We start from the raw sequence: 14,456 nt of genomic DNA, 5'->3' as shown, positions 1-14,456 counted from the left end.
GGCTCACGCCCTCCTCCGCCACCACAAAGGCCACAGGCACCTCGCCCCATTCCGCATCGAGCTGCCCCACCACGGCCACCTCGCGCACCTGGGGGTGCAGCAGAAGCACCTCCTCCACCTCACGCGGGTAGATGTTGGAGCCGCCAGAGATGATCACGTCCTTGGAGCGGTCCTTGAGGGTGAGGAAGCCGTCGGCATCCAGCGCGCCCATGTCGCCGGTGTAGAGCCAGCCATCGCGCAGCGTCTGCGCCGTGGCTTCGGGATTGTTCCAGTAGCCGGGCATGACGGTGTCGCCGCGCACCACCACCTCCCCGTTCTCGCCTGCGGGCATCGGCTGGCCTGCGGCATCCACCACACGCACCTCCACCAACGACTGCGCCACGCCGACCGATGCCATGCGCTCGGCCCAGCGCGGGTGGTTGCGGTCGGCCAGTTGGGCACCTGACAGGGCGGTGATGGTCATGGGGCTTTCGCCCTGGCCGTAGATCTGCGCAAAGCGGTTGCCCATCACGGCCAGCGCGCGGCGCAGGTCGTCGGCATACATGGGGCCGCCGCCGTAGACGATGGTCTTGAAACCTGACACATCGGCGCCGGTGGCCTGCACATGGTCGACCAGGCGGTGCACCATGGTGGGCGCGGCAAACAGCGTGAGCTGACCGACGGATGCCGCCAGCTGCACCAGCTCCTGCGGTTCAAAGCCGCCCGTCAGCGGCACCACATGCCGACCGCCGCGCAGCACCTGGGCGTAGTTGTACAGGCCCGCTCCGTGCGACATGGGCGCGGCATAGACCATGGCGTCACCAGGCAGGATGTCGTCCACGTCGGTGAAGTAGCAGGCCGTCATGGCCAGCAGGTTGCGGTGGGTCTGCATCACGCCCTTGGGGCGGCCGGTGGTACCTGATGTGTAGAACAGCGAGGCGACATCGTCGGGCGCTCGGTCGCATACCTCCATGGGCGTGTGCGTCACAGCGGCTCGGTATGCGTCGGAGCCGAACACCAGCAGACCGGCATCCGGCACCCCCGCCTCGCGCGCGGCCGGGGCCAATACCTGCGATACCAGGACCACCCGCGCGCCAGAGTCGGCCAGCACGTAGGCCAGCTCTTTGGCATGCAGTTTGTAGTTGACAGGCACCGACACGGCCCCTGCCCACACGATGGCGTGCAGCGCCTCCAGATACTCGGGCGTATTGGCTGCGTAGATGGCCACGCGGTCGCCGGGGGCCACGCCGCATTGCGTGCGCAGGGTGGCTGCCAGGGCGGCAGTGCGTGCGCCCAGGGTGGCATATGTCCACAGCACGGTGTCGCCGTGCAGCACGGCAGGCTGGTCAGCAGCCAGCAGGGCACTGCGGCGCAGCAGGTGGGCGATGTTCATCGTGCGCGTTCCATCCCGATGGGAAACAAATCAATGCACTGTAGGCCAGAACGGCACCCGTGAACCTGCCCGAGCGCCCAAGGGACGGTCCGCACAACCCAGAAGCACGTTGTTACCTGCCGCCCCAAATCCCTACAACCCGTGGCATTGAAAGCCAGTTGCCTAGACTGCATATGCATCCCATCGCTCCAACCCACGCCCTTGCGGGCCTTACGCCATGACCCTCGACCAGCAAAAGTCCATCCTCACCATCGCACTTCTGGCCGCGTTTGCAGACGGCAACAAGGACGACGCCGAGCGCGAGGAGATCCGCCGCATTGCGCAGTCTTTGGCAAGCGACGCGGGCATGGCGGACCTGCCGCGCATCTACCAGGATGTGCTGCTCAAGCGCACCACCGTGCAGGCTGCGGTAGAGGGGCTGACCGACCCCATGCACCGCCAGCTGGCGTACGAGATGGCCGTGTGCGTGTGCGACGTGGACGGCCGCCAGACGGCGGCCGAGCGCGACTTTTTGACCCGCCTCAAGACGGCCCTGCAGTTGGGCGCCTCGCAAACCGACGCGTTTGATCACGAGGCGGATGCGATGGTGGACGTGGCTGAAAAGGTTGTGCCCATCGCGGTGCCGGTGGCTGCCGCTGCTGCAACGGCCAAGGCCGCAGTTCCCGCCAGTGTTTCGGATGCCGAGCTGGACAAATCTATCCTGAACTACGCCATGCTCAACGGGGCGCTGGAGCTGCTGCCGCAGTCCTGGGCGTCGATGGCCATCATCCCCATGCAGGTCAAGATGGTGTATGGCATTGGCAAGGCCCACGGCGTGGAGCTGGACCAGGGCCACATCAAGGAGTTCATCGCCGCGGCGGGCGTGGGCATGACGTCGCAGTACCTGGAGCAGTTTGGCCGCAAGCTGCTGGGTGGCCTGCTGGGCAAGGTGGCGGGCCGCACCATTGGCGGGCTGGGCGGCGCGGCCACCGGCATGGCGTTTTCGTTTGCCACCACCTACGCGCTGGGGCAGGTGGCCAAGCGCTACTACGCCGGGGGCCGGGTGATGAGCACCGCCATGCTGCGCGATACCTTTCAGAACCTGCTGGGGCCCGCCAAGCAAATGCAGTCGCAATATCTGCCGCAGATCCAGCAGAAGGCCGCCACGCTGGACGCGGGCAAGATCATGGCGATGGTGCGTGGGGCCTGAGGTGCTGCGTTTTCCAAATTCACTACGTTTTTAATAGCTACTAGCGCTTATCAGATAAGCGCTAACGACCATTTTTACTATAATTTCCGCAGCGCGACCTGCGTTGGCAAGGTCGCCCCCTTGCACGGCACGGCACGCTTGTGCACCCCAGCGTTGCGCCCGCGCAGTACCCGCGCGCAAACCATGTGGCACAAACATCGGCCCATGACAGAATCGGCCCATGCTCGACCACACGGATCCTGTCGCCTCCGCCATTCCGGCCATGTCGCTCAATTCAACGTCCGACAACGCCATGACGGCGCTGTCCCGGCTAGCGCTGGGGCCCGTGAACACGGCCTACTACCTGGCCGTCTTCGAGCGCTTTGACAACACCGGCCGCACCACCACCACCTGGAACTGGGCGGCCTGCCTGGCCACCATCAACTGGATGCTGTTCCGGCAGCTGTGGACGCCAGCGCTGATCTACCTGGCCGCAGCCGAGGGACTGGCGCTGATCGTGTACGGCATTGGCCGGACCTTTCTGCAATGGCCGACGGGCGTGGAACTGGGGGTACTGGGTGCTTTTGCGATGCTGGCGTTTGTGGTGCCGGGCCTGTATGGCAACGCCATCCTGTACGCCGACATCCGCAAGCGGGTGGCCCGCGCGCTGGCTGCCTCTCGCACCCTGCCCGAAGCCTCTGCACTGCTGGAAAAGCAGGCCAGCTCGCGCAAGCGGCTGCGGGCGGTAGTGCTGGGCAATCTGGTGCTGGCAGCTGCCGCAGTGATAGCGTATTTGGTGTGGGTGCCATCGGACACCAAGCCCCTTGCCCTGGAGCCTGCCTTAACAGTGGCACAAGCCACGCTGGCTGCAGCGTCGAGGCCCACGTCGGTGGCGTCGGTAGCCTCGGCGCCCGCGACTGCGAACACACCGCAACCTGATACGCCCCCCGCACAAGAGCCGCTGCCAGCGCCACAAACTGCCGCATCAGCCCCCGTGATATCGCCCGCCCGCGCGCCCACCTCCACAGCTTCTGTCGCTACCGCTGCAATCCAAACCGCGCCCGCGCCAGTGACACCCGCCAGTGCAGCGCCACCCCCAGTGGCCGAACCCCGCCCCGCCGCAGCGCCCACGACGCCCCCAGTTTCCAAAAAGCCACCCGCAGTGGCAATCACGGCGGCGTCCAAACCCGCCGCAAACACAGCCCCCGCCAACAAGCCCGCCCCCCCCACGACTGCCCCCGCCAAGACCCGGGCGGCCAAAGCTGCGGCCTCGGCTGCCACACCCACGGCTTCTGCGCCGTTGCCCACCGTGGGTACTGCGGCGGGCTACTACATCAATGTGGGGCTGTTTGCGGACGAGGCCAACGCACGCAAGGCGCAAGCGCGGCTGCTGAACGAAGGGCTGCCCGCGTTTCGCCAGGAGCTGAATGCCAGCAGCGGCCGACGCATCCGCGTGCGCGTGGGCCCCTACCCGCGCCGAACCGAGGCGGATGCGGCAGCGGCGTCCATCCGATCCATGGGGCTGGAAGCCGTGGTGTTCCGGCAAGCGCGCTGAAGAAAGCGGGCGAAGGTGACCAGGTCCAGCATTCGCCCACGTCCTACGCCCAGCGGCAGACGCCACTGACGAGTCACCCGAGGGCGCGCCGCTACGCTGCATGCAAGCTCTCTACCGCCGCAGCGCGCCTGCCCCGCCATGCCTCATACGCCTAAATCCCGCCCTAACACCTCCACGCGCCGCCTCGTGGCCCTGACGGCAGTGGCTGCCGGGGGCCTGTTGCTAACGGCCTGCGCGCCCTGGCGCATGTGGACCGCCGCAGACCTGGCACGCGACGCCCAGGCCTACACCGCCCAACCCGCCCAGCCCACCCAGCGCGTGCTGGTGGTGGGCGACAGCACGGCCGTGGGCACGGGCGCTGCAACGCCCGCCCAGAGCCTGCCAGGCCTGATCGGTCAGCAGCACCCCCGGTGGCATATCGACAACCTGGCTGCCAACGGCGCCAAGTTTGAAGACGTGGTGCAGCAGCTGCGGCGCGCTTCAACCGGCTATGACCTGGTGCTGGTGCTCGCTGGCGGCAACGACGTGATCCGATTCACATCCGAAGACACGCTGCGCTCCCAGCTGCAGCAAACGGTGGTGCTGGCCAGCCATAAGGCCCCGCGTGTGGTAGTGATGCCATGCGGCGATGTAGGGCATGCGCCCTTCTTTTTTGCGCCGCTGTCATGGGCCATGTCGCGCCGGTCAGAGACGCTGCACACGCTGGTGCAAGAAGCGTCGACCACCCAGCCGCAGGTGCGCTACGTGCGCCTGCTCAAGCCGCGCGACCAGGACCCGTTTGTGACGCGCAGCAAAGAGCTGAACGCAGCCGACGGCCTGCACCCCAGTAGTGCAGGATACCAGGAGTGGTACCGCGAACTGGTGGCCCAAGGCGGTCTCGCTGGCATGGGGGAATAGCCCAGGGCATCGGTCACCGAGGCTCTGCCACCCACCGCAGCACCTCGTCAATCACCCACTGCGGGTCATCCAGCGGCAGGTCATGCCCTGCAAACGGGTGCATGCGCAGCGGTCGGCCCCACGCCTTGGCAATGGCCTGCGAACACCGGCTGGACACCAGCTGGTCTTGCTGGCTACCCAGCAGCAATGTCGGCGCAGCAGGCGCCACCACCGACGCGCGGTAGCGCGCTGCTGCCAGCAACTGGCGCAGCGCATTGGGTGCCGACACCGGCCGTTGCCTGCGCACGGCAGCCCACTGTGCAATGACTGCGCTGCGCTCTTGTGCGCGGTTGCTGGTGATGCGCAGAACGATCCGCTCTGCCGCATCCGCCGAATGCCACTGCAGCGCCAACTGCAACAGCGGCGCCAGGTTGTGCCACTGCAAGCGGTGATAAAACGAGCTGAAGGGGCGCATGCTGGTGTTGATAAGCACACAGCCCGCTACCTCACCAGGCGCTATGCGCGCCCACTCGGCGGCCACCATGGCGCCCAGGGACATTGCCAGCAGGTGGTACGGCGGGGCGATGACACGCACCGCCAACGATTGGCGGCAGGCCTGCACCATGTCGTGGACTGACAGAGGCGATTGCGCCTTGTGCAGCTGGCCGTTGCCTGGCAAGTCCAGCGCCAGCACCTTGTCGCCGGGCAGCGCTTGCTGAAAGCGATCAGCAAACTCCCCCCAGTGAGCAGCCTCGCGAGTCAAGCCGCGCAGCAGGATCCATTGGCGCACGGGTTGCTGCATCGTTGCCTGTGCCTTCAGTACCAGATCGCCAGCGCGTCGGCACGCCGCTGTGCGCGCTGTTCGGGTGCAGGTGCCCAGCGCGCATGGCTGCACGCCGCGCGCGACAGGAAGTCCAGCAGCGACAGGTGCCGCCGCAGCACGCGCTGCTGGCGGTGGTTGATGAGCGGGTTGAAGATGCCGTTGCGCGAGAACAGCTGGCGCGGGTTTTTCTTGATCCACAGCCACGAGCCCATCTCCAGCGTCAGCGGCAAAAACGTGTGCGCCGGTACCGCCTGGCAGGCCTGCAGATAGAGGTGGTCCCACAGGTCTCCGTGCGCCAGATACTGCGCGCTCTGCGGCTCAAAAATGTACTGGTGGTTGCTGTGGGCCTGCAGATAGATCTCGTGCAGCGCATGCAGCTCGGCCAGGTGCGCAATGGGTTTGCGGGTGTGTGCATACGGAAACCACAGGCGGTCCTTCACGCCAAAGCCCGAGTGGCAGTCGAGCGCAATGCTGAACGGCCGTGCCAGAAGTTGCGCTGACACCACCTCGCACATCGCCTGGCTTTCCAACTCCATCGCATCGCCCAGGCGCCCTCGGTACCAGGGCAGCCGGTCGCTCACCCGCTGCCCGCCAATGGCAAACGGTACCTGGTCCACTGCATCCACCGGCGCATTGCGCATCAGGTCCACGCCGCGGGGGTTGGCGCGGGTGGCAGACCACATGCCACCCGGGTTGACGATGGGCATAAAAACGAGGCGCACACGTTCGAGCTGCTGGTGCAGCGTGGTGTCCCACTGCAGCCGCATGACCACGTTCTGCAGGTAGGCGATCACGACCTCGGCCCCAATGCGCTCCAGGCCATGCACCCCACCAAAAAACCCCACAGCGGGCACATCCAGCCCGGGGTTGCCCACCCCAATGGCATAAACAGGGAAACGCTGACCCGACGCCATGGTCACCTCACGAACCACCTGCACCTGCAGATGGGCACCGCCCAGCTCGATGATTTTCTCCAGCGCCAGTAGCTCGGGAAGCATGTTCAAGGTGTGGGCGGTCAAAGCAAAGCGGCTGGGCAACAGTGCCCAATCGCCGAAGGATATCCCCCGGATGCGTGCGCCGATAGCCCCATGACGCGATTGTGTGGATTCAGCGAAACGACGCGAAATCGTCACACAACGGCGCTACCTTGACCGCAGTCACACCCTTTGAAAGAGGCACACCATGCTCTGGAAATTGCTCGGATTGCAGCGGCTGCTCGATGAGTTGTTCGATGAACGGGGCTGGTTGAGCTTTGACCTGCCCCGCAGCCACGACTGGATCTCCGACGATGCGCCGGCCGCTGCGCAGGACTGAGGTCTACCGCAGGACCCTATGGCTGGGCACGCTGGCTTGCGCCGCTGCCTGGGGCGTGGTGGAGCTGGTGGCGCTGCAGCGCTCGCGCTACCAGCTGTGGCGCGAGCGGCACCACCACCCTGCACACCACTGACCTGAACCACCCCTCGCACCCCTCGCGGGCGGCTGGACATGCACGACCACCTACCCGACACCGGCGAAGAAATCGCCAACAGCAGCTGCCACGGTATCGCGCTTCTGGCTGCCTGCCTGGCCACACCCAAGCTGTTGGAATCTGCGCTGCGTGCGGGCGAACGGGCCTACGCTGGTGTGATGGTTTTTGCTGTGACCATGGTGCTGTTGTATGGCGCATCCACCGCCTACCACGCGCTGCCGCCGGGCAAGGCCAAGCAATGGCTGCTGAAACTGGACCATGCAGCGATCTACCTCTTCATTGCAGGCAGCTACACGCCCTTTGCACTCAGCCAGCCGCCATCGGCACAAAGCATGGTGATCTTGACGCTGGTGTGGGCCGCAGCGGCAGCGGGCTTTGTGACGAAGGCGCTGGCGCGTAGCCCATACGCCTTGTGGTCTACCGGCTTGTATGTCGCCATGGGCTGGCTGGTGCTGATCGCAGCGCTGCCACTGATCAAACCCATGCCCGCACTGGGCACCGCCTGGCTGGTGATTGGCGGCGCAGCCTACACGGTGGGCGTGATCTTCTACGCCCTGGACTCTGCGGTGCGCTACGCGCATGCGGTGTGGCATGCGTGTGTGGCGGCGGGCACCACGTGCCATGTTTTTGCAGTGCTGAGCGTGATGGAACATACCGCAGCGTGACGCTTGCGCCTGCGGTTTTCATCGGCGCGAGGCATTGACGAGGCGCACCGCTTGAGGGCGTTTTTCGCGGTCTGTCGGTAACATCCGATTCGCGAATTCCGCGGCACTACGGCTGCGTTTTTGAAAGGGTCCGCAGCGCGTAGGACTTCGGCTATAGGCTGTTCATCGCATCACCCCTAAAATCGGGCGCCCCTCTCGTGAACGCGGGCGGGCATCAAGCAACTCTGAACAACGAAGAAGTATCAACATCATGGCAACTGCAAAGAAAACCCCCGCACCCGCAAAGAAGGTCGTCAAGGCCGCCGCACCTGCAGCCAAGAAGGCTGCACCCGTCGCCAAACAGGCCGCTGCACCCGCCAAGAAGGCGGCGCCTGCTGCCAAGAAGGCCGCAGCTCCTGCCGCCAAGCCCGTGGCTGCCACTGCCGCACTGAAGCCCATCAAGACGGCTTTCAACAAGACCACGCTGGTGGCCCACCTGGCTGAACAGTCGGGCGTGGAACCCAAGGCCACCAAGGCCGTGCTCGCCGCACTGGAAGCCGCCATCCTGGGCTCCGTGCACAAAAAGGGCTCTGGCGAGTTCACGCTGCCAGGCCTGATGAAGATCGGCCTGCAGCAGATCCCCGCCAAGAAAAAGCGCTTTGGCAAGGACCCCTTCACCGGTGAAGAGCGCTGGTTCCCCGCCAAGCCCGCAGCGGTCAAGATCAAGACCCGCGCGCTGAAGAAGCTCAAGGACGCAACGGCCTGACCAGCCCGCTCATCACCCCGGCGCACCCGCGTCAACACGCCGCTTTTGCAGCCTGCTGACCAACGGCACAGCGCCGCAAGGGGATGACAGCCAAAGACCAGGTGCCCTCGCGGCACCTGGTCTTTTTCGCTTTATGCACTGCCCCGCTGATTCAGCTGCGGTTCATCCCAGGATGACGTCATCAGGTGGGGAGGCTGCATACATCGCAGCCACGGCCTCTGCCCGCCGCAACAGCACCGCGCCTTGGTTGATGTAGCCCTTGTCCGTGATTTCGCCCGCGTCGGGGTCGGGTGGCGATGTCATCACCAGCGCGCGAGTGGGGCATTGGGATGACCCAGCCCCGGCATCACGGCGCGCCTGCATGACGTTGCGCACAGCGGCGCGCAGCTTGCCCAGGTCACTCGCCCCTGCAGCAGACGGAAAAACGAGCATGCCTACTTCATCCCTGTCATGGCCGGTGAGCACGATGTCCTGCACCAACGGTGCCAACTCCGACACCAGATCGACCCGCAAGGTGCCTACCGACACCCAGCTGCCGCTGGACAGCTTGAAGTCTTCGGCCACGCGGCCGTTAAAGACTACGCCGCGTTCAGGATGGGCGGCATCCACCAGATAGCCTGCGTCGCCAATGCGGTAGAAGCCCTCCTCGTCGAACGCAGCGGCCGTTTCGCGCGGGGCATTGCGGTATCCGCAGAACACCGAAACGCCTTTGACCCGCATCTCCAGCTTGCTGCCGTTGGGCACAAGCTTCAGCTCCAGCCCCGGCAGAGGCGCACCGATGCAGCCCGCCCCGTCCAGCTGCCAGTGCGCGGTGGTCACGGCCGGAGCGGTCTCGGTAGCGCCCCAGGAGGTAGTCAACCACAGAGGCTGCGTGGGCCGAACACGCAACGCCAGCGCCTGTAGCCGCTGCCATGTGGACGGTGCCAGCGCCGCCGCCGCGTAGAAGGCCAGGCGCATGCGCGCAAGCACTTCAGCAGCCAGGGCGTCATCGGCTTCCAGGGCGGGCAGCAACATGTCGAACCCGCGGGGCACGTTGAACAGCAGGGTGGGCTTCACGTCGCGCAGGTTGCGCACCGTCTTGTCGATGAGGCCGGGCACGGGGCGGCCTTCGTCGATGTACAGCGTTCCGCCGTGGCAGAGCACCATGTTGAGGTTGTGGTTGCCTCCGAAGGTGTGGCTCCAGGGCAGCCAGTCCACCAGCACGGGCTTCTCGTGGGCCAGAAAGCGCCATGTCTGCGCCATCATCTGCTGGTTGGCGCACAACATGCGGTGAGTGTTGATGACCACCTTGGGTCGGCCGGTGGAGCCCGAGGTGAGCAGGTATTTGGCATGATCGTCCGGAAGAACTGCGTCGAACGCCTGCTGCACCGCAGATGTCTCCGTGCCATCGAGCAATTGCTGAAAGGACAGGCTGCCGGGGCAGGCTTCAACATGGCGGCTGAACACCTTGACGGCGTCGCCTGCAAAGCCTGCCAGTGCGGGTCCGTACACCCTGGCATCCGACGCATAAATAAGGCTGGGCTGCAGTGCCAACAGCATGCTGTGCAACCGGCTGAAGTCTTTGGAGCGCGCATACGCACTCGACAGCGAGCACGGCGTGATCCCCACGTGCATGGCAGCCAACATGAGCACGGCATGGTCCACCGCGTTGTCAGAAAGGATGGCGATGGGTTGCCCAGCTGGCAACTTCAAGTCCAGCAGTGACTGGGCAACAGCGCCCACCTGGGCGCGCAGTTTTGCATAGGTCAGACCGCGCCATTGTTCGCCACGCTCATCGCGTTCCGCCAATGCCAGGGTCTCTGGGGTTTCGCGCGCCCAGCGCTCCAGCCAATCGCCCACACAGCGTGCGTAGGGCCGCAACGCCACGGGCGACCGCAGTGTGAAAGATCCATCGTCAAATGGCGTCAGCACCGTGCTTGGCGGTGCCTTCTGGTTTTCGTCGTCCAGGAATGGGGGGTGCATGGCTTGTTTTTTAATCAATATCTAGTTGGTTGGGATGCCTTGCTTGGCGGAACTCAATCCAGTGCGCCGGACGATTGTTTGGCCCGCAGAAGATCGATCAGCAGGGCATCTCGCGCACGGACCATGTCGCCGGTGCGCCGTTCGCCGATCTCGTGCGCCACGCCTTCGACCACCTGGCGCTGCAGGTCCACGCTCATCAACGGTGCACCCAGGTCGCGCCACCAGTCTTCAATCGGCCCACCCAGATGGTCCAGAAGGTGAGCGATGCCGCCTTCTCCACCCGACAGGTGCAGGTTCATGAATGGCCCCATCAACGCCCACCGCAGCCCGGGGCCGTGGGCAATGGCGGCGTCAATATCCGCCACACTGGCTACACCCTCGTTCACCAAGTGAAACGCCTCGCGCCAGAGCGCAGCCTGCAGCCGATTGGCAATGTGGCCCTTGATTTCGCGCTTGACGTGGATCGGGCGCTTGCCGATGGCAGCGTAGAACCCCATGGCATCTTCAACCGCCTGCGGCGAGGTCTGCTGCCCGCCACCCACTTCCACCAGCGGAATCATGTGGGGTGGATTGAACGGGTGCCCGAGCACCACGCGCTCGGGCACGCGGCAAGCGCTCTGCATGGCAGTGACCGACAAGCCCGACGAACTGGAGGCCAGGATGGTGTGCGCGGGCGCTGCTGCATCCATGGCGCGAAACAACTCCACCTTGAAGTCGATCCGCTCGGGGCCACTTTCCTGCACAAAGTCGGCGTGCTCCAGCGCACGCTCCATGTGCGGATGAAAGCGCAAGCGGTCCACGCTGGCATCTGGCGCAAGGCCTTGCTGCGCAAGCGCTACCCAATGCGCCTGCACAGCATCACGCAATCGCTGCTCGGCACCGGGCGATGGATCGGTCGCATCCACATCCAGCCCGCGCGCCAGAAAGCAGGCGGCCCAACTGGCGCCAATCACACCGGTGGCCACCACGGCCACTCGCTTCACATTCAACGCCATGGCGCGCGTCCTCAGGACTCGGCAGTGAAGCCAATCTTCTTGACCAACGGCCCCCAGCGCTCGAACTCAGCCTGCTGCGAGGCCTGCATTTCGGCGGCGGTGGAGCCCCTGGCGATCAAGCCCACCACGGCAAGGCTGTCGATGACCGATTTCTCCTTGATGGCAGCATTGATCGCCGCATTGGCTGCGGCCACCACGCCAGCAGGCGTTTTTGCGGGAGCGTAAAAGCCAAACCATTCTTCGGTCGTGAGTTCAGGAAACCCTTGCTCTGCAAACGTGGGCACATCTGGCGAGAACGGCGAGCGGGCATGGCCGGAGGCGGCCAGCAGCCGCAGCTTGCCGGCCTTGTGGTTGGGGATGAAATCGCCGCTGGGCGTCACCATGGAGGCGATCTGCCCGCCCACCACATCGGTCACGCCGGGGATGGAGCCGCGGTAGGGCACGTGCTTGAGGTCCACGCCGTTGTTCAGCCCCAGCAGGGCGCCGATGAAATGCGGCGTAGACCCTGCGGCAGGCGAGCCGTAGTTGGCCTGCCCCGGGTTCGCTTTGGCCCATGCGAGGAAGTCCTTGACCGTTTTCACCGATGCGGGTACCAGGGGGCCCACGGCGAGGCCATGGTGCATGACGGCGCTAATCGACACCGGCACAAAATCCTTGGTGGGGTCGTAACTCAGCTTGCTGTAGATGTGCGGGTAAATCGATGTGCAGGAGAACGGCGACAGCGTGAGCACGCTGCCATCTGCTGGCGCGCTCTTGAGCGATTCCAGCGCAATGCGCCCGCCAGCCCCGGGCTTGTTCTCCACCACGGCAGCATTGCGGGTGTAGGCCGATCCGGCCAGCTTTTCGCCCACCCGGCGCGCAACGCTGTCGCCCGCGCTGCCCGCCGGAAAGCCGTAGAAGATCTTGACCTGTTCAAGGGTCTGGGCCCAGGCATGGAGCGGAGCCAAAGCCCCCAGCGCCGTGGCGCACCCTACCTGGTTCATGAATTGGCGGCGTGTGTGCATCATCATTTGTCTCCTCGTTCTAGGTGGTGGATGGATGGCGGGAATCGATTCAGAAACAATCGCGGTCAATGGACTGCGAATGCAGGCCGCGCGCCCTGCGCACGGGGCAAGCCCATCAGCGCACGCGCTTCGGCGGGGGTGGCGGGCTCCATGTCCAGCTCACGGATGATGCGCACGATGCGTTCGGTGAGCTGCACATTGGTCGCGATCTCGCCATGGCGGAAGTACAGGTTGTCTTCCAGCCCCACGCGCGCATGGCCGCCCAGCAGCAGCGCCGCCACGTTGGCCTCCAGCTGCGACGGGCCAATGCCGCTCACGCAGAACAGGCTGTTTCTGGGCAGCGTGTCCACCATCATCTGCAGGTAGCGGGGCGAATACGGCATGGCGTTCTGAAAACTGCGGTGCACGTTCATGACCAGATTGATGAAGTGGGGGCCGTCGTCATGCCCTTCTTCGATCAGGGTGGTGGTGTCCTGCAGGATGTGGGTGGGGCTGAAAACCTCCCACTCGGGCTTGATGCCACGTGCCTTCATGCCCAAGGCCAGCTCGCGCCCCTTGCTGAGCGGTGTGTCCATCAAGATCTCGCGGCCATCAAAGCTCAGGTTGAGCGTGGTGGCGTCCAGCGTGCACATCTCTGCGCCGGCGTCCATACCCTTGATGCGCTCCTCCCACGCGATCTCCCAGCGGCCTCCCGACAAGGGCTTGACCATGTCGCCATGCACTCCGCCACCGGTGGAGTTGTTGATGACGATGTCGCAGCCCTTGGCGCGGATGCGGGTGTTGATGTCGCGGTAGATGTCTGCATTGCAGGTGGCTCCATCGTCCGGCCGCCGAGCGTGGATGGCCACCACGCTGGCGCCCGCGTTCCAGCAGCGCTCCACGTCATCGGCGATCTCCTGCGGTTGGGTGGGCAGGTGCGGGTTTTGTGACTTGTGGGCCATGCCACCCGTGGGTGCAATGGTGACTATGACTTTGCGTTTGGTCATCACGTGGACTGGTAGAAAATGGTAGTGCTGGCCATTATTTTTTTTAGCCGCCACATACTCAGTCATTGCGATGACATTTGGACTCAGGGTATACGCGGGCCTTCCGACATGCAAGGCTGGCGTGCAGGAGAACCTCTCACCATGCTGGTCAAACGGGCTTCGCCCACACTCGCCGAACTGCTCACCGCATCGGCCTGGTTTTCGTTACTCAATGACGCGGCGCAACAACGGGTGCTCGACGATCTGCGCGAGGTTGATGTGCCCCAGGGCGGTGCGCTGTGCCGACGCGGCGACACGCCGGTGCACTGGTATGGCGCGATCGAAGGGCTGCTCAAGTGGACCGTGACATCGGACGATGGCCGGTCGGTGACGCTGGGCGGCCTGTCGGCCGGCAGCTGGTTTGGCGAAGGCACGCTGCTGCGCGGCGTGCCCCGCACTGCCGACATCATTGCGCTGCGCCCCAGCCGTGTCGCGTTGTTACCCGTGGAGACGTTTGACTGGCTGCACGCCCACGAGCGCAGCTTTGACCACTTTCTGCTGCGCCAGATCAATGAGCGCATGCACTGGTTTCTGGGCAACTTCACCGCCCACCATCTGCTGGACACCGACAGCCAGGTGGCCCGTGCCCTGGCGGGCCTGTTTCACCCCTGGCTGCACCCGGGCAGTGACCCGCACTTGCAGGTGTCGCAAGAAGAAATCGCCAACCTGTCCGGCGTGTCGCGGCAGCGCTGCAACGCGGCGTTGAAGCGGCTGCAGACACAAGGCCTTCTGGAGATCGAGTATGGAGGCATCACTGTTACCGACCTGGAGGGGTTGAGGGCGCGCGTGGAATGATGT

At 65.0% G+C, this 14,456-nt stretch carries 15 protein-coding genes; 8 read left to right on the top strand and 7 right to left on the bottom strand.

The features are described from left to right. Positions 1-1,372 (bottom strand): AMP-binding protein (locus tag ACK4OE_RS18235; RefSeq protein WP_409886736.1); only part of this gene is annotated, 1,372 nt, incomplete at its 3' end. 217 nt (positions 1,373-1,589) lie between these two features. On the opposite strand from ACK4OE_RS18235, the gene ACK4OE_RS18230 reads away from it, so the two are divergent. From ACK4OE_RS18230 to ACK4OE_RS18220, 3 genes are all read left to right on the top strand, one after another. Further along, positions 1,590-2,561: a YcjF family protein gene (locus tag ACK4OE_RS18230; protein WP_409886734.1), complete on the top strand. Its 972-nt coding sequence runs from the start codon at positions 1,590-1,592 to the stop codon at positions 2,559-2,561. Between the two features lie 220 nt (positions 2,562-2,781). Next, positions 2,782-4,095: an SPOR domain-containing protein gene (locus ACK4OE_RS18225; RefSeq protein WP_409886732.1), complete on the top strand. Its 1,314-nt coding sequence runs from the start codon at positions 2,782-2,784 to the stop codon at positions 4,093-4,095. A 138-nt stretch (positions 4,096-4,233) separates the two neighbouring features. Then, positions 4,234-4,992, top strand: a complete 759-nt coding sequence (locus ACK4OE_RS18220) for an SGNH/GDSL hydrolase family protein (protein WP_409886730.1) — start codon at positions 4,234-4,236, stop codon at positions 4,990-4,992. A gap of 13 nt (positions 4,993-5,005) precedes the next feature. On the opposite strand, the gene ACK4OE_RS18215 is transcribed toward ACK4OE_RS18220, so the two are convergent. Both ACK4OE_RS18215 and ACK4OE_RS18210 read right to left on the bottom strand, forming a co-directional pair. Next, on the bottom strand, positions 5,006-5,773 hold the full coding sequence (locus ACK4OE_RS18215) for an alpha/beta fold hydrolase (RefSeq protein ID WP_409886728.1): 768 nt from the start codon (positions 5,771-5,773) through the stop codon (positions 5,006-5,008). A gap of 14 nt (positions 5,774-5,787) precedes the next feature. Then, positions 5,788-6,792: a M14 family zinc carboxypeptidase gene (locus tag ACK4OE_RS18210; protein ID WP_409886740.1), complete on the bottom strand. Its 1,005-nt coding sequence runs from the start codon at positions 6,790-6,792 to the stop codon at positions 5,788-5,790. 184 nt (positions 6,793-6,976) lie between these two features. Here ACK4OE_RS18210 and ACK4OE_RS18205 point away from each other — a divergent pair, with 184 nt between their 5' ends. The 4 genes from ACK4OE_RS18205 to ACK4OE_RS18190 all read left to right on the top strand — a co-directional run bounded on the left by ACK4OE_RS18205 (position 6,977) and on the right by ACK4OE_RS18190 (position 8,672). Next, positions 6,977-7,108 carry a hypothetical protein gene (locus ACK4OE_RS18205; protein ID WP_409886726.1) on the top strand — a complete coding sequence of 44 codons (132 nt, stop codon included), beginning with the start codon at positions 6,977-6,979 and terminating at the stop codon, positions 7,106-7,108. Further along, positions 7,083-7,241, top strand: coding sequence for a hypothetical protein (locus tag ACK4OE_RS18200; protein WP_409886724.1), 159 nt, complete (start codon positions 7,083-7,085; stop codon positions 7,239-7,241). The genes ACK4OE_RS18205 and ACK4OE_RS18200 overlap by 26 nt, the downstream gene beginning before the upstream one ends. 38 nt (positions 7,242-7,279) lie before the next feature. Further along, a complete protein-coding gene (trhA, locus tag ACK4OE_RS18195) occupies positions 7,280-7,927 on the top strand; it encodes a PAQR family membrane homeostasis protein TrhA (protein WP_409886722.1) in 648 nt (215 codons plus the stop codon). Between the two features lie 250 nt (positions 7,928-8,177). Further along, positions 8,178-8,672 carry an HU family DNA-binding protein gene (locus ACK4OE_RS18190; RefSeq protein ID WP_409886720.1) on the top strand — a complete coding sequence of 165 codons (495 nt, stop codon included), beginning with the start codon at positions 8,178-8,180 and terminating at the stop codon, positions 8,670-8,672. 162 nt (positions 8,673-8,834) lie between these two features. Here ACK4OE_RS18190 and ACK4OE_RS18185 read toward each other — a convergent pair whose 3' ends face one another. The 4 genes from ACK4OE_RS18185 to ACK4OE_RS18170 all read right to left on the bottom strand — a co-directional run bounded on the left by ACK4OE_RS18185 (position 8,835) and on the right by ACK4OE_RS18170 (position 13,619). Continuing rightward, positions 8,835-10,634, bottom strand: coding sequence for a feruloyl-CoA synthase (locus ACK4OE_RS18185; RefSeq protein WP_409886719.1), 1,800 nt, complete (start codon positions 10,632-10,634; stop codon positions 8,835-8,837). Between the two features lie 53 nt (positions 10,635-10,687). Further along, positions 10,688-11,629 carry a 3-hydroxyacyl-CoA dehydrogenase NAD-binding domain-containing protein gene (locus ACK4OE_RS18180; RefSeq protein WP_409886717.1) on the bottom strand — a complete coding sequence of 314 codons (942 nt, stop codon included), beginning with the start codon at positions 11,627-11,629 and terminating at the stop codon, positions 10,688-10,690. An 11-nt stretch (positions 11,630-11,640) separates the two neighbouring features. After that, complete coding sequence (locus ACK4OE_RS18175; protein WP_409886738.1) at positions 11,641-12,633, bottom strand: Bug family tripartite tricarboxylate transporter substrate binding protein; 993 nt, start codon at positions 12,631-12,633, stop codon at positions 11,641-11,643. 65 nt (positions 12,634-12,698) lie between these two features. Continuing rightward, positions 12,699-13,619 carry a 3-keto-5-aminohexanoate cleavage protein gene (locus ACK4OE_RS18170; RefSeq protein ID WP_409886715.1) on the bottom strand — a complete coding sequence of 307 codons (921 nt, stop codon included), beginning with the start codon at positions 13,617-13,619 and terminating at the stop codon, positions 12,699-12,701. Positions 13,620-13,760: 141 nt separating this feature from the next. Between ACK4OE_RS18170 and ACK4OE_RS18165 the strand changes: the two genes are divergently transcribed. Continuing rightward, the gene (locus ACK4OE_RS18165; protein ID WP_409886713.1) at positions 13,761-14,453 is read left to right on the top strand and encodes a Crp/Fnr family transcriptional regulator; all 693 of its coding nucleotides are present in this window, start codon (positions 13,761-13,763) and stop codon (positions 14,451-14,453) included. Positions 14,454-14,456 lie beyond the last annotated feature (3 nt).

Origin of the sequence: Acidovorax sp., from assembly GCF_046314175.1 — a bacterium.
GTDB lineage: Bacteria > Pseudomonadota > Gammaproteobacteria > Burkholderiales > Burkholderiaceae_C > Acidovorax.
This window is presented reverse-complemented; position numbering and strand designations above follow the sequence as displayed.

Coding starts and splice junctions, on each gene's coding strand:
- ACK4OE_RS18225 (WP_409886732.1), top strand. CDS start 2,782: ATGCTCGACCACACGGATCCTGTCGCCTCCGCCATTCCGGCCATGTCG.
- ACK4OE_RS18230 (WP_409886734.1), top strand. CDS start 1,590: ATGACCCTCGACCAGCAAAAGTCCATCCTCACCATCGCACTTCTGGCC.
- ACK4OE_RS18205 (WP_409886726.1), top strand. CDS start 6,977: ATGCTCTGGAAATTGCTCGGATTGCAGCGGCTGCTCGATGAGTTGTTC.
- ACK4OE_RS18180 (WP_409886717.1), bottom strand. CDS start 11,629: ATGGCGTTGAATGTGAAGCGAGTGGCCGTGGTGGCCACCGGTGTGATT.
- ACK4OE_RS18165 (WP_409886713.1), top strand. CDS start 13,761: ATGCTGGTCAAACGGGCTTCGCCCACACTCGCCGAACTGCTCACCGCA.
- ACK4OE_RS18200 (WP_409886724.1), top strand. CDS start 7,083: ATGCGCCGGCCGCTGCGCAGGACTGAGGTCTACCGCAGGACCCTATGG.
- ACK4OE_RS18170 (WP_409886715.1), bottom strand. CDS start 13,619: ATGACCAAACGCAAAGTCATAGTCACCATTGCACCCACGGGTGGCATG.
- ACK4OE_RS18185 (WP_409886719.1), bottom strand. CDS start 10,634: ATGCACCCCCCATTCCTGGACGACGAAAACCAGAAGGCACCGCCAAGC.
- ACK4OE_RS18210 (WP_409886740.1), bottom strand. CDS start 6,792: ATGCTTCCCGAGCTACTGGCGCTGGAGAAAATCATCGAGCTGGGCGGT.
- ACK4OE_RS18175 (WP_409886738.1), bottom strand. CDS start 12,633: ATGCACACACGCCGCCAATTCATGAACCAGGTAGGGTGCGCCACGGCG.
- trhA (WP_409886722.1), top strand. CDS start 7,280: ATGCACGACCACCTACCCGACACCGGCGAAGAAATCGCCAACAGCAGC.
- ACK4OE_RS18215 (WP_409886728.1), bottom strand. CDS start 5,773: ATGCAGCAACCCGTGCGCCAATGGATCCTGCTGCGCGGCTTGACTCGC.
- ACK4OE_RS18190 (WP_409886720.1), top strand. CDS start 8,178: ATGGCAACTGCAAAGAAAACCCCCGCACCCGCAAAGAAGGTCGTCAAG.
- ACK4OE_RS18220 (WP_409886730.1), top strand. CDS start 4,234: ATGCCTCATACGCCTAAATCCCGCCCTAACACCTCCACGCGCCGCCTC.